The organism is Dactylosporangium sp. CA-152071, from assembly GCF_050936335.1.
Lineage (GTDB): Bacteria > Actinomycetota > Actinomycetes > Mycobacteriales > Micromonosporaceae > Dactylosporangium > Dactylosporangium maewongense.
In genome coordinates this window covers 434,767-448,929 of sequence record NZ_JBNJMZ010000002.1, presented here as the reverse complement: position 1 = coordinate 448,929, position 14,163 = coordinate 434,767, and the positions used below count along the sequence as shown (strand labels likewise).

Annotated in this window: 10 protein-coding genes and 1 pseudogene; 7 read left to right on the top strand and 4 right to left on the bottom strand. The window is 73.8% G+C overall.

Annotated features, from left to right (window positions below; translation table 11 throughout):
- Positions 1 to 10: 10 nt before the first annotated feature.
- Complete coding sequence (locus tag ACQEVZ_RS42145) at positions 11 to 1,522, bottom strand: dynamin family protein (protein WP_344504852.1); 1,512 nt, start codon at positions 1,520 to 1,522, stop codon at positions 11 to 13.
- Between the two features lie 304 nt (positions 1,523 to 1,826).
- On the opposite strand from ACQEVZ_RS42145, the gene ACQEVZ_RS42140 reads away from it, so the two are divergent.
- A complete protein-coding gene (locus ACQEVZ_RS42140; protein WP_433378219.1) occupies positions 1,827 to 4,331 on the top strand; it encodes a LuxR C-terminal-related transcriptional regulator in 2,505 nt (834 codons plus the stop codon).
- A 118-nt stretch (positions 4,332 to 4,449) separates the two neighbouring features.
- A complete protein-coding gene (locus tag ACQEVZ_RS42135) occupies positions 4,450 to 5,001 on the top strand; it encodes a helix-turn-helix transcriptional regulator (RefSeq protein ID WP_344504850.1) in 552 nt (183 codons plus the stop codon).
- Positions 5,002 to 5,065: 64 nt separating this feature from the next.
- Here the strand turns inward: ACQEVZ_RS42135 and ACQEVZ_RS42130 are convergent, their stop codons facing one another.
- Positions 5,066 to 6,661: an Hsp70 family protein gene (locus tag ACQEVZ_RS42130; RefSeq protein ID WP_433378215.1), complete on the bottom strand. Its 1,596-nt coding sequence runs from the start codon at positions 6,659 to 6,661 to the stop codon at positions 5,066 to 5,068.
- Positions 6,662 to 6,798: 137 nt separating this feature from the next.
- Here ACQEVZ_RS42130 and ACQEVZ_RS42125 point away from each other — a divergent pair, with 137 nt between their 5' ends.
- The 5 genes and pseudogenes from ACQEVZ_RS42125 to ACQEVZ_RS42105 all read left to right on the top strand — a co-directional run bounded on the left by ACQEVZ_RS42125 (position 6,799) and on the right by ACQEVZ_RS42105 (position 12,693).
- Positions 6,799 to 7,557: a glycerophosphodiester phosphodiesterase gene (locus ACQEVZ_RS42125; RefSeq protein ID WP_344504848.1), complete on the top strand. Its 759-nt coding sequence runs from the start codon at positions 6,799 to 6,801 to the stop codon at positions 7,555 to 7,557.
- Positions 7,558 to 7,580: 23 nt separating this feature from the next.
- Positions 7,581 to 8,951, top strand: coding sequence for an MFS transporter (locus tag ACQEVZ_RS42120; protein WP_344504847.1), 1,371 nt, complete (start codon positions 7,581 to 7,583; stop codon positions 8,949 to 8,951).
- Between the two features lie 55 nt (positions 8,952 to 9,006).
- Positions 9,007 to 9,656, top strand: a pseudogene (locus tag ACQEVZ_RS42115) (AfsR/SARP family transcriptional regulator); the annotation flags it as partial.
- 558 nt (positions 9,657 to 10,214) lie between these two features.
- Positions 10,215 to 10,946, top strand: a complete 732-nt coding sequence (locus ACQEVZ_RS42110) for a thymidine kinase (RefSeq protein WP_425552288.1) — start codon at positions 10,215 to 10,217, stop codon at positions 10,944 to 10,946.
- A gap of 43 nt (positions 10,947 to 10,989) precedes the next feature.
- On the top strand, positions 10,990 to 12,693 hold the full coding sequence (locus ACQEVZ_RS42105) for an acyl-CoA dehydrogenase family protein (protein WP_433378212.1): 1,704 nt from the start codon (positions 10,990 to 10,992) through the stop codon (positions 12,691 to 12,693).
- Here the strand turns inward: ACQEVZ_RS42105 and ACQEVZ_RS42100 are convergent.
- Positions 12,690 to 13,217, bottom strand: coding sequence for a GNAT family N-acetyltransferase (locus ACQEVZ_RS42100; protein ID WP_344504844.1), 528 nt, complete (start codon positions 13,215 to 13,217; stop codon positions 12,690 to 12,692). The genes ACQEVZ_RS42105 and ACQEVZ_RS42100 overlap by 4 nt on opposite strands.
- Positions 13,214 to 14,161 (bottom strand): tyrosine-type recombinase/integrase, encoded by a 948-nt coding sequence (locus tag ACQEVZ_RS42095; protein ID WP_433378209.1) that lies wholly within the window; start codon positions 14,159 to 14,161, stop codon positions 13,214 to 13,216. The genes ACQEVZ_RS42100 and ACQEVZ_RS42095 overlap by 4 nt, the downstream gene beginning before the upstream one ends.
- Positions 14,162 to 14,163 lie beyond the last annotated feature (2 nt).

Below are 14,163 nucleotides of genomic sequence, written 5' to 3'. Positions count from 1 at the left end.
GTAGGTGCCTTCAGTTGACACGGGCTTGGCCACGGATACGTTGGGACAGCAGGTAGAAGCCGCGGTGCGCGACGAGCGCGACCCGCGACTGGGACGGGCTGGCACCGGCGACGGCGTAGGCGCGCCAGCGGGTCGCGGCGTCCAACGCGGCCCGGACCATCTGGTCACGGTCGGATCCCTGCAGGTTCAGGATCCAGGCGGGGTCGTTGGACAGGGCGAGGCGGGTCAGTTCGCCTTCCATCTGGTCGGGCAGGTCCACGGCGCCGGTCGTGACGAGCTGCGCGACCTCCAGCAGCCGCAGCCGGTGCGACTCCGGCTGCTGCAGGACCCGTTCGATCGCGTCGCGGAGCAGCTCCCGGTCGTGGGGCCGTTCGGCGTGGCTGGCGATCTTCTCCAGGCTCGACAGCGCCCACCCGGCCTTGATCGCGTCGGTGCGCCACCGGAACGCGTGGTCGAGGGTCTGCCGCAGCCGCGGGAACCCGGACGCCTGGAACAGCATCCGGACGAGCTCACCGGTGGCGAGGGTCGGCTTGTTCACCAGCTGCGCGATCGCGAACGAGATCCCGTACAGGTCCAGCAGCCGCAGCAGCCGCTCCCGTGACTCGCGGGTGATCCCGCATTCACGGGTCGTGAACAGGTCGACGGAGGCGAGCAGCACGGTCCGCTCGCCCTGCGGGAGCGCGGCGAGCTGCCGCAGCGCCTCGCAGTCCGCCGCGGTCAGCCGGCCGGCTTCGGTCGTCTCGGCGAGCAGCCCGACGACCGGGACCACGTCGGACACGACCCGGCGCAGCACCTTCGACTGGTCGGAGGCGAGCGGCGCCACGATCGGCCACGGGTCCTGCCCGCCGCCGGCGAGCTTGTCGACCTTGTTGAACAGGCCGAGGGAGTTGATCGGGTTGCTGGACAGCCGGGCGGAGATCGACCGGAACGCCTCCAGCGCCTGCACATCGTCCTCACGCACCGACTGCGTGAACACGTAGATGATCGCCTCCGCGCCGGACAGCGCGCCGGCGGAGTCGGAGTCGAGGTCGTCGTCGATCGGCGCCTCGGAGAACAGGAACCGGCGGGCCTGGTCCGACACGGACGTGTTCGCGCTGGACAGGCCGGGCGTGTCGACGACGGTGAGGTCCCGCAGGTGGTCGCTGGTGAGGGTCACGTCGACGTACGCGACGTCGTGGCGGGCGACGCCGAGCCGCTGCGGGATCATGCCGGCCTCGTCCAGCGGCAGGCTGACCCGGGCGCCGTTGCGTTTCACGACGTCGACCCGGTCGGAGGTGCCGTACCGGAACTGGGTCACGATGCGGGTGCACTCACCGACCTCGGTCGGGGCGACCCGCCGGCCGATGAGCGCGTTGACGAGCGTCGACTTGCCCGACTTGAGCCGGCCGGCGATCGCGACCCGCAGCGGCTCGCCGAGCCGCCGCCGCACGTCGACGACCTGCGCCTGGGCGCCGCCGCCGAGCCGGTTGCCGACCTCGGCGCACAGGTCCGCGACCCGGGAGCTGAGTGGTCCTGGAGCCACGGCCCGTCAGTCCTGAACCGCGGTGTGGCCGGACACAAGCCCTGAACCGGGCGCGGATACGTCGCCGTGGAGACTGATCACCGACTGCGCGAGGCCGGTGTGTTCAGCCAGAATGCCGACGTACCCTCGGGGTTCCAAGGGGTGGTCCTCGCTCATTACTCGCTCCCGGGTGGAATCAGAACCGTCATGTCACGCACGTACGGCACACACATTACGAATATCCTGCGCGCGCAGGATCCCATGTTCGTGCCACGAATGGAGGCGAGAAGTGCCTGAGGCACCGACTGACGAGCCAGTCGCCGGTGTGCCCGCCGCTGTCCCGGTGGGGGTGCCGGCCGGGCGGGCGACGGTGGGTGCCGCCGTGTGGCCGCCCGCCGACCTGGTCGCGGCGGCGGTCGACGCCCTGCGTAACCCCGGTCTGGTGGTCATCGCGGGCGCGCCCGGCACGGGCCGCTCCACGGTGCTGAAACGGCTCGGTGAGACGTTCCGCGGCACCGTGTTCGCCGGTGGTGCCCTCGCGATGCTGCGTGGCGTGCCCGCGTTGCCGCTGTCCCGGGCGGTGCGGGTGCGACTGCCGTCACATGAGGCGCCGCTGCTCGCCGAGGCCGTCCGGTCCCGGGTCCGTCACGGTCTGCTGCTGCTCGACGACCTGCAGTGGGCGGATCCGTTGACGGTCGCCGCACTTCCCGCGATCGCCGAACACTGTCGGATAGCCGTCACGTTGCGTACGCCGCACCGGCTGCCCGGCGACGCCGAACAGGTCCTGCGCGCCGCCGCCACGGCGTGGCTGAACGTGCCGGCGATGCCCGCCGACGCCGCCGCCGCGCTCGTCCGGCAGATCGCGCCCGGCGCGACCACCGCCGTCGTCGCCGACGTCGTGCGCCGCGCCGGCGGGGTCCCCCTCGCCGTGACCGCGATCGCGAAGCACGTCGCGCAGGGCGGCACCCCCCTCGACTCCGACAAGGGTCTCGCGTACACGGTCGCCGGTGCGCTCGCCGACCTGAACCGTCCCGCCCGCACCGCGATGGCGGCGCTCGGCCTGCTCGGCCGGCCGGTCACCGCGACCGTCCTCGGTGAGGGCATCACGGAGCTGACCGGAACCGGTCTCGTCGAGGTCGACGCCGCCGGGATCGCCGCGCCCGTGTCGCCGTACACGGCGGAGGTCGCCGCCGGTCTCCTCGAGCCTGCGGAGCGGGTCGCGTTACACCGGCGGCTCGCCGGTCTGGTCCCGCCGCGGGAGGCGGCCCGGCACCTCGCCGCCGCCGGCGCCCACACCGACGCGTACCAGGTCGCGGTCCGCGCCGCCCGGTCCGCCGCGTCGACCGGGGAACGCGCCGAGCTGCTGCTGCTCGCCTGTGACCTGCCGGGTGTGTCGCCGGCCGCGGACGTGCGGCTGGACGCGGCCCGCGCCGCCCTCGCCGCCGGCCGGCCCGGTTCGTGCCTGCGCGTCCTGCCCGCCGACGCGGTCACCGACCCGGCGGTCGGCGCCGTCGGTGCCGTCCTGCGTGGTGAGGCGCTGCTGCAGCAGGGCAACGCGACGGCCGCCGCCGACGCCGTCACCACCGTCGGTGACGGCGAGCCCGGTGAGGTCGTCGGCGCCCGCGACCGGGTGCGGCTGCTCGCGACCCTGTCCCGGGACCCGGACACGGCGCTGGCCCGCGCCGAGGAGCTGCTGCGGGTCCACGGTGACGCGCCCGCCCATCCGGGGCTGCGGGCGGCGATCGCCGCCGTCCGTGCCGGCACCCGCCGCCCCGGCTGGGAGTACGGTCTGGCGTCCGCCGCGTCGGCGGCCGGGCAGGCCGGTGACGTCCTCGCCGCCCGCTGGTCGGCGTGGCTGCTGGTGGAGACCCTCACCGCCGACGCGCGGCTCACCGAGGCGTCGAACGCGGCCGCGGCGGCCGCGGCGGCCTGCGCCGGTGACCTCGCCTACTCGTGGCAGACCCGGTTCATCGCCGCGCAGCTGTGGTGCGACGCGCTGCGCGGCGACGAGATCGACGAGGTCGTCCGCCGCGCCGGTGACCTCACCGACCGGACCCTCCCGGCGGTCGCCCGCGGCTACGCGGTCGCCGCCGCCAGCCTCGCCGAGGCCGACGGTGGGCTGCTCGCCCCCGCCCGGGCGCGGCTGGACGCGCTCACCGGCCGGCCGTCGTCGACCGGCCCGGTCCTGGACTGGGTGACGCGGGAGGCGGCGTGGCTGGACGGGCAGCCGGACCACGCGGTCGGCCGCGCCGGTGACCTGCCCGCCCCGCCGCTCGTCGACGGGCTGCGCCGCATCACCGCCCGGTGGGCCGCGTACGACGCCGGCGACTCCGGCGACGGCGGCGCGTTCGCCGAGAGTGACCGGCCCCTCGCAGCGGTCGCCCAGACCCTGGACGCGTGGAAGGCCCCGGACCTGTTCGCCGCGGCGGCCGCCGCCTGGCGCGACCTCGCCCGCCGGGAGGAGGTCCGGTGCCTGCTCGCCCAGGGCACCCTCGAGGAGGACGCGGAACGGGCCGTGCCGCCGCTGCTGGAGGCCGAACGGCTCGCCGAGGAGGCCGGGCTCGTCGTCCTGCTCGGCCGGACCCGCCGGGCGTTGCGCCGCCACGCGATCCGCCGGGACACCCGCGGCCGGCGCGCCGGCGACGACCTCACCGACCGGGAACGTGACGTGCTGCGGCTCGTCGCGAACGGCGAACCGACCCGCCGGATCGCCGGGCAGCTCGGCATCTCCCGGGAGACCGTCGAAACCCACATCCGCTCCGGCATGCGGAAACTCGGCGCCCGCACCCGCACCGAAGCCGCCGCACTCGCGATCGAGGACCTTGGATGAGTAACGGTGTGCTCTTGTGCGGTGGTGCCTGTGCACCGCATCGTTGGCGGATGACACCCGCTGCACCGCCCCGACCAACCGGCCACCTGACCGGTCACGTGAACGGTCAGGGCCGCTGATGGCGGGCGACCCCGCTCACGCACCCCGCTACGTCGTCGCGTCCGGCGGCGACGCCACCAGCGTGCTGCGCCGGCTCGCCCGCGCCGGTTGGAGCACCCGGGAAGGGTTCGCGCTCACCGACCAGGCGTGGGACGTGTCCGACGCGCGGCTCGCCCTCTACGGGCGGGTCGCGGAGGCCGACACCGCCGAACTGGCGCTGCTCGCCGCGGCCCGCGGCGCCGGTATCGTCGCGATCTGCGACACCGGCGGCGACATCGGCCGGGCGTTGCTCGCCGACCTCGCCCGGATCGGCCCGGTCAGCACCGACCCGGACGCTGACCTCGGCACCGGCCCGGAACCGGACGCCGGCGGCCCGCAGCTGGCCCCGGAGCAGCGGGCGCTGCTGGAGCGGCTCGCCGGCGGTGAGACGATCGCCGCGGCCGCCGCCGCGGAGTTCCTGTCGCTGCGGACCGCGAACCGGCGGATCGCGGAGGCCCGGGAGGCGCTCGGCGTCCGCACGACCCGCGAGGCGGTCCTCGCGTACCTGCGGATCAAACGCGAAGGCGGCTGACCCCAGACAGCGTCAGGGCCCGTCACGGATGTCCGTGACGGGCCCTTCTGCGCTGCGGCAGTGGTTAGTTGAACGCGGTCATCAGCAGGATCACGAACAGCACCGCCACGATCACGAGCACGACGACGATGACCGCGACCCAGTTCCGCTCGCCCTCGTCCTGCTGCGGGGCGGGCGCCGGCGCCGGCCGGGTCACCTGCGGCGGGAACGGCCCCGGCCGCGCCGGCTGCTGCTGCACCGGCGCCGGCGACACCGGCGGACGGTACGGCTGCTGCACCGGCTGCTGCTGGACGGGCGGCGGCTGCCGCACCAACTGCACGGGCGGCTGCTGCACCGGCGGCGGCTGCTGCACCGGCGGCGGCTGCTGCCGGACGAGCTGCACCGGCGGCTGCTGCTGGACGGGCGGCGGGGCCTGCCGCGTCAGCTGGACCGGCGGCTGCTGCCGCACGAGCTGCACCGGCGGCTGCTGCTGGATCGGCGGCCGGTTCATCCCCGGCGACACCGGCACCGCCGACACCGGCCGCTGCTGCTGTTGCGGCTGCTGCGGCGGCGGTGGGGTCGTGGTGCGCGGCATCCCGGACGCGCGGGCCGGCGCCGACGGCGCCCCGATGCACAACGCGCCCTCGACGACGACGGTCTCCGGCTGCTCCAGGGTCGTCGGCGCCACCCCGAGCTCCGTGTGGATCAGGTGCGCCGCGAGCGGGATCCGTGACGACCCGCCGACGAGGAAGATCCCGACGAGGTCCTTCGGCTGCAGCCGCGCGGACTCGATCGCCCGGCGCAGGCACGACACGGTCCGCTCCAGGTACGGCTTGACGAGCCCTTCCAGCTCCTCCCGCGTCAGGTGCGCATCCACCTCCAGGGACGGCAGGTGGATGTCCGTCGACGCGGTCCGCGACAGCATCTCCTTCGCGCCGCGGACGTCCTCGTACAGCAGCCGCCGCTGCCGGCGCGCGTTCGCGTCCGACGGGGTCGCGATCGACGCCCACTTCTCCGCGTGGCTTTCGGAGTACACCTTGCCGAGATGCTCGACGATCGCGTGGTCGAAGTCCAGACCACCGACGTCGGGCAGGCCGTCCTCGGCGAGGACCTCGAACCCGGACTGGGTGCGCCGCACCACGGTCGCGTCGAACGTGCCGCCGCCGAGGTCGTAGATCGCCAGGGACCGGCCGACGGGCACCGCGGAGCCGAGGACCGCGGTGAAGTACGACGCGGCACCGACCGGCTCCGCGATCAGCCGCGGGTTCCCGAGCCCGGAGATGCGGGCCGCCTCGATCAGCGCCGACCGGCGCCGCTCACCCCACCGCGCCGGGTGCGTCATCCGCACCTCGTCGGGGGCGGCGCCGAGCTGCCGGCGGGCCTCGGTGTTGACCAGCGACAGCACGTGCGCGAACAGCCGCGGCACCGGCATCGGATGGTCACCGATGAACACCTCACCGTCGTCGATGCGACGTTTCGGGTTCGGTTCGAACCGGGCCGGGTCGAGCCGCGCGTTACGCTCGGCGTCCCGGCCGACCAGCACTTTCCCGTCGGTGTTGAAGTACAGAGAAGAGGGCAGCAAGGGGGAACCGTCGAACAGCAGCGGCCGCATCCGTGAGTCCGGGGTCCGGACCATCGCGACCGTGTTCGACGTGCCGAAGTCAATGCCGAGCACGCGCATGTGCGTCACCCTACCTGTACAGATCCACACTCCGCGTCGCCCGGCAAGCCTGCCGACAGTCGTGTGTCAGCACGAGGACAGCAACAGGTAACCCGCCGTTACGCAACCACACCGGAAGATCACCGCATACTGTCGGCGTGCCCTATCTTGACCTGCCCGGACCGTTGGGTTTCGCGCACCGCGGCGGCGCCGCGGCCGGTGACGAGAACACGACAGCTGCGTTCGCCCGCGCCGTCGACCTCGGCTACCGGTACATCGAGACCGACACCCACGCGACCGCCGACGGTGTCCCCGTCGTCTTCCACGACGACACCCTGCAGCGGATGCTGGGCCGGCCGGGCCGCATGGTCGACGTGACATGGGCGGACCTCGCGTCCGTCCGGGTCGGTGGCGCCGCCGCCGTCCCCCGCCTCGACGAGGTCCTCGACGCATGGCCGGACGTCCGGTTCAACATCGACTGCAAGACCGACGCGGCGGTCACCCCGACGGTCGACGCGGTCCGCCGCGCCGGCGCCGAGGACCGGGTGCTGCTGGCGTCGTTCTCCTCCGCCCGGCTCACCCGCATCCGCCGCGAAGCCGGGCCTCGGGTGGCGACGTCGGTCGGGATGCGGGAGGTCACCGCCCTGTGGGCCGGGTCCATGACCGGCCGGCCCGTCCGGGTCGCCGACAGTGTCGTCGCCGTGCAGATCCCGCCCCGGTACGGACGCCTCACCCTCGCCCGTCCCCGCTTCATCGACTACCTGCACCGCCTCGGCCTGCACGTGCACCTGTGGACGATCGACGACCCGGTACAGATCGGGCACTTCCTGGACCTCGGCGTTGATGGCATCATGACCGATCACATCGAGGTGCTCCGCGACGTCTACCACGCCCGCGGCATCTGGAACCCCGCGTAGATCCCGGCGTAGGAGAGGCCCCCGTGTCAGCTGTCGACACACCCGAGGCACCGCAGCTCAGCACGAAACGTGAACGGGTCGGCTGGTACTTCTACGACTGGGCGAACTCCGCGTTCTCCACCACCGTCGTCACCGTCTTCCTCGGCCCGTACCTGACGTCGATCGCGGAGAAGGCCGCCGGCTGCGACGGCGACGCCTGCGACACCGCCGTCATCCACCCGCTCGGCATCGCGATCGCGCCCGGCGCCCTGTTCCCGTACACGGTGAGCCTGTCGGTGTTCCTGACCGTGTTCGTCCTGCCGGTCGTCGGCGCGATCGCCGACCGGTCCCCGCGCAAGAAGCAGCTCCTGGCCCTGTTCGCCTACATCGGCGCGGCCGCGACCGCCGGGATGCTGTTCCTCACCGGCGACCGGTACCTGCTCGGCGCCGCCCTGTTCCTCGTCGCGAACATCGCGTTCGGCGCGTCCGTCGTCGTCTACAACTCGTTCCTGCCGCAGATCTCCTCCGAGGAGGACCGCGACCGGGTGTCCAGCTTCGGCTGGGCGTTCGGCTACCTCGGCGGTGGCCTGCTGCTGCTGCTCAACGTCGTCGCCGTCCTCATGCAGGACACCCTCGGCATGACCACCGGCGAGATCGCCCGGTACAGCATCGTGTCCGCCGGCCTGTGGTGGGCCGGGTTCACCACGATCCCGCTGCTCAGCCTCCGCAACCGGCCGCCGCAGGAGGCACCGGCGAAGGGCGTGAACGTCCTCACCGACGGGTTCCGGCAGCTGTGGCACACCCTGAAGTCGTTGAAGGCGTACCCGCTCACCCTGTTCTTCCTCGTCGCGTACCTCATCTACAACGACGGCATCCAGACCGTGATCGCGCTCGCGTCCCAGTACGGGACGAAGGAGCTGCAGCTGTCCGACGACGTCCTCGTCCCGACGATCCTCATGGTGCAGTTCCTCGCGTTCGCCGGGGCGCTGCTGCTCGGCTGGCTCGCGAAACGGTACGGGGCGTGGAAGACCCTCCTCGGCAGTCTCGTGCTCTGGACGGTGATCATCGTCATCGCGTACTTCCTGCCGGCGAAGGAGCCGCTGCTGTTCGTCGCGCTCGGCGGCGGCATCGGCCTCGTCCTCGGCGGCAGCCAGGCGCTGTCCAGGTCGTTGTTCTCGCAGCTGATCCCGAAGGGCCGCGAAGGCGAGTACTTCGGCATCTACGAGATCTCCGACAAGGGCACCAGCTGGCTCGGGCCGCTGCTGTTCGGCCTCGCCTACGACACGACCCGCTCCTACCGGGTCGCGATCATCTCGCTGCTGGTGTTCTTCGTCGCCGGGTTCCTCGCGCTGCTCGCCGTCCCGATCCGCAAGGCGATCGAACAGGCCGGGAACACCCCACCGGCCCGCCTGTAACCCTCCTGGAACCCTCCTGGAAACCTTCCGGCCGCAGGTCATTACATTCACCTTCGTGCGATTCCGGCTCCTCGGTCCCCTCGCCGTCCACGTCGACGGCCGGCCGGTCGAGGTGCCCGCCGCACGGGACCGGGTGCTGCTGGCGATGCTGCTGCTGCACCCGGGCCGGGTCGTCACCGTCGACCAGCTCGTCGACGCCGTCTGGGGCGACCACGCGCCCGTGACGGCGCGGGCGCAGCTGCACACGTGCGTGTCCCGGCTGCGCCGGCTCCTGCCGGACCTGATCAGCACCGACACCGCCGGCTACCGGGCCACGGTCGCCGGCGACGACCTCGACACCGTCACGTTCACCGCGCTCGCCGCCGCCGGCCGGGCCGCCGCCACGGCCGGTGACCTGCCGCAGGCGCGGACCCGGCTGCGGGCCGCCGTGGACCTGTGGCGCGGCCCGGCGCTCACCGGCGTCGACAGCGCCGCGGTCCGCGCGCACGCGGTCGCGTTCGAGGAACGCCGCGACGCCGCCCTGGAGGACTGCGTCGACGTGGAGCTGCGCCTCGGCCTGCACGCGTCGCTGATCGGGCAGCTGACGGCGCTGGTGGAGCAGTATCCGCTGCGGAACGGGTGACGGGGCAGCTGATGACGGCCCTCGCCCGGGCCGGGCGGACCGCGGACGCGTTCGCCGTGTACCGGCGGCTGCAACGGACCCTCGACGACGAGCTGGGCCTGCCGCCGAGCGACGCGCTGCAACGGCTCCACGAGGACCTGCTGCACCCCGCCCCGGACCCCGCCGCCGCACCACCACCGGCCGCTGTCCCGGCGGCGCCGCAGCGGCCGTGGACGCTGCCCCGGCTCGGAGATCGAGGCCCGCACCGTCATCGGCGCCGGCCTCGTCGCCCTCGGCGACCACGACCGCGGCCTGCGGCTGCTGCACGGCGCGTACGACGACGGCCGGCACCTCGACCCGACCGCCGCCTGCCACGCCGGGAACACGTACGGCGAGGCCCTGCACACCGCCGGCCGCCCCGCCGACGCCGAAACCGTCCACCGGTGGGTCCTGGACCGGGCGACCCGCGCCCAGCACCGCTACGAACAGGCCCGCGCCCACCGCGGCGTCGGCACCGCCACCGGCGACCCCGACGCCGCCCGGGAACACCTCACCGCGGCGCTGCGCCTGTTCGACGAGATGGGCACCCCGGAACGGCACGAGGTCCGCGCCACCCTCCAACGGCTGGGTGGCCCGCCACCGGCCCAGTAGGCTGCACCGTCGTGACGTCCTCCACCCAGACCCTCGACGAAGACCCGGCCGCGTGCGTCGCCGCCGGTGACAGCCGGCTACGCCGCGGTGGCTCCCTGAAGTTCTTCTACGGACCGATGGACTGCGGCAAGTCGACCCTCGCCCTGCAGATGGACTACAACCACGCCCGGCAGGGCCGCCGCGGCCTGGTCCTCACCACCATCGACCGCGCCGGCCCGGGCCGCCTGTCCACCCGCATCGGCCTCGGCAAGGAAGCCGTCGACGTCGGCGCCGACCTCGACATCCGCGGCCTCGTCCGGCAACGGTGGGCCCAGGGCATCCGCGTGGACTACCTCATCTGCGACGAGGCGAGCTTCTACACCGTCGCGCAGATCGAACAGCTCGCCGACCTCGTCGACACCTCCGACGTCGACGTGTACGCGTTCGGGCTCGCCACCGACTTCCGCACCAGCCTGTTCCCGGCGGCGCAGCGGCTGTTCGAGCTCGCCGACGAGGTGACCCGCGTCCAGGTGGAGGTGCTGTGCTGGTGCGGCCGGCCGGGGCTGCTCAACGCCCGGGTCGTCAACGGCGGCATCGCCCGCGAAGGCGACCAGGTCGTCATCGGCGACACCGGCACCGACGGGGGTTCCCCGGAAGGCGCCCCGGAGGTCGACGTCCGCTACCAGGTGCTGTGCCGCCGCCACCACCGCGTCGGTGACCTCGGCCCCGCCGCCCGCGCCGAAGGGCAGCTCCGGCTCGTGTGAGCAGCCTCGACCCCGACGATTACCGGACGGTAACCTTCGGGGTATGACGCGTTTCGTGCAGACCCGGCCGGCGTTGCGGGACCCGTACACCAGCGACTGGCAGCTGCAAGGCTGGCTGGACCGGCTCCTCGGCCCGGACGGGCACGCCGCCGCCAAGGCCCGCCTCGCCGCCGTGTCCGCCGACGTCCTCGGCCCGCTCCGCGCCGCCCACCACGACGCCGAAACCCACCCGCCGACCCTGACCCGGTTCGACGCGTGGGGCGCCCGCATCGACCGCGTCGACACCGCCACCGGCTGGCAGACGCTCCGCGCGTCCGCCGCCCGGCACGCGGTCGTCGCCCTGCCCTACACCAGCGACGCCCGCACCACGTGGGGCGCCGGCACCCGCGTCGTGCAGCACGCGCTGCTGCACCTGTGGGGGCCGGAGTCCGCGACATTCTCCTGCCCGGTCGCGATGGCCGACGGCGCCGCCGCCCTCCTCACCGCGACCGACCCCACCTCACCGTGGCTGGCCCGCCTCACCAGCACCGACCCCGACCACGCCGTCACCAGCGGCCAGTGGATGACCGAGTCACAGGGCGGCTCCGACATCGCCCGGTCCACCACCACCGCCCGCCGGCTCCCCGACGGCCGGTGGGTCCTCACCGGCGACAAATGGTTCTGCTCCGCGATCGACGCCGACATGGCGATCGCCCTCGCCCGCCCCGAAGGCGCCGGACCCGGCAGCCGGAACCTCGCACCGTTCCTCGTCCCCCGCTACACCCCCGGCACCGCCCTGCCCGCCGACGGGCTGCAGGTCCTGCGGCTCAAGGACAAGCTCGGCACCCGCGCCGTCCCCACCGGCGAGGTCCGCCTCGACGACGTCCCCGCGACCCCCGTCGGCGACCCCACCGTCCCCGGCCTGGCCCGCATGATGACCCTCGTCGTCGTCACCCGCCTCCACAACGCCGCGGCCGCCGCCGGCGGGATGCGCCGCGGCCTCGAATACGCCCTCAGCCACGCCGCGAACCGGCAGGTCGCCGGCGGGACCCTCGCCGGGAACCCGCTGCACCGCGCCACCCTCGGCGGGCTCGCCGTCGACGCCGCCGGCGCCTACGCCCTCGCCGCCCACGCGTTCGCCCTCCTCGGCACCGCCACCACCGGCAGCCCGGACGGCCCTGCGAGCGCCGCAGCGGACGAGCTGCGGCTCGTCGCGCCCCTCGCGAAACTGCTCACCGGCCGGCTCGCCGTCGCCTCCGCCAGCGAATACCTCGAAGCGTTCGGCGGCGCCGGCTACGTCGAGGACACCGGCATCCCCAGACTGCTCCGCGACGCGCAGGTCCTGCCGATCTGGGAAGGCACCACCAACGTCCTGTCCGTCGACGTCCTCCGCGCCCTCACCACCGGCGACGGCGCCCGGCCACTGCTGCACCGCGCCGAGACCGCCGCCGACGCCGCCGTGCACCGGCTCCCCGGCATCCTCCCCGGCACCGCCGACGCCGTCATCGCCGCCACCCGCCGCCTCGCCGCCGACGTCGGAACCGCCGCCGCCGACCCCCGCAGCGACCGGGTCGTCGCCGGAGCGCGGGAACTGGCGCTGCGGCTCGGCACCACCCTCACCGCCGCGCTGCTGCTCGAACACGCCGCCTGGGCCGCCGACCGCGGCGACGACCGGCCTGCACTGCTCGCGTCGCTGTGGACGCTGCGCCGCCTCGGCGACGCCGACGTGTCAGCCGACCTCCACACCCACTTCGACCAGCTCATCTAGCTGATCTGGGCGTCCGCCCAGACGATCCGGTGCTTGCGTGGCGTGCCCTGCAACCGGCCCGGCACCCCACCCGCCGCCGTCACGTCCACCGTCCCCGCGTGGACCCCGCCACGCGCCGCGTAGAACCGCTGCGCCGCCGTGTTCTGCGCCAGGACCCACAGGTACAGCCGCGACGACACCGCCCGGTCGACGACGGCACCGGCCGCGGCCCGCAGCAGCCGCGTGCCGACACCACCGTGCCGGCGGCCGTCCACGACGTGCAGGTTATCGACGAGACTGCCCCACTCCACGTCGTCGTCCAGCTTCACGTGCGCGAACCCGACCAGCCCACCGTCTTCAGCTACGAACGTGACCGTTCCCGCCCGCTCCTCGAACCGGTCCCGCCACACCACCAACCGGTCCGCGACCACGTCACCGTCCAGGAACGCGTCACTGTACGCACCCCGGTAATGCCGCCGCCAACTGTCCGCGTGCAACCGCGCGATCCCGTCCACGTCGCCGTCCGTCGCCGCCCTGATCCTCACGAACCGCCCCCGTCCCCGCGACGGGCCCGCGCCGCCGCGATCGTGTACGCCGGATCCCGGTCCAGGTTGTGCCGGTCCCGGTCATACCGGCGCGTCGTCCGCGGATCCGCGTGCCCCATCGCGTCCTGCACATCCTCCAAGGGGACACCCTCGTCCCGGGCCGCGGTCGCGAACGCGTGCCGCAGCGAATGCGGCGACAACCGCTCCCACGCCGGCACCCCAGCCTCCCGCGCCAACCGCCGCACCAGCCGGAACACCGCGTGCCGATCCACCCGCGCCCCCGTCGCCGTCGTGAACAGCGGCCCGTCACCGCCGGTACCGACGCCGACATAACCATCAAGAGCAGCCGTCACCGCCGCCGTCAGCGCCCGCCGCCGCGGCTTACCACCCTTCCCGACGAACCGGACCGTCCGGTGACCACGCTCCACCCCGAGATCCGCATGATCCAGGGCGACGACCTCACCGACCCGCAACCCCAGATCCGCCAGCAACGCCAAGATCGCCAGATCCCGCGCCGCCGTCACCCCCGTCTGCCGCGCCGCCGCGGCCAAAATCGCGTCGACCTCACCAGCCGTCAACCCCACCGTCGAAGACGTGTCCCGATCGATCCGCGGCCGGTCCGCACCCCCGACCGGGTTCACCGCCACCGCCTGCAACCGCAGCAGAAACCCGTACCAGCTCGACAACGCCGACAGCTTCCGCGCCACACTCGCCGGCGCCAGCACCTTCCCCGACCTGACGTCCACCGTCGACTCCAGATCCCGCGCATACGCGTTCACCTGCAGAAACGACACCCGCAACGGATCCAGGTCACGGCCCGCGCACCAACCGAGGAACTGGTGCACATCCCGCCGGTACGCCGCCCGCGTGTGCGCCGACAACCGCCGGTTCGCCAGCCACGCCTCGGTGAAATCCCCCGACGCCCGCTCCAGCTCCCCCTGCACGG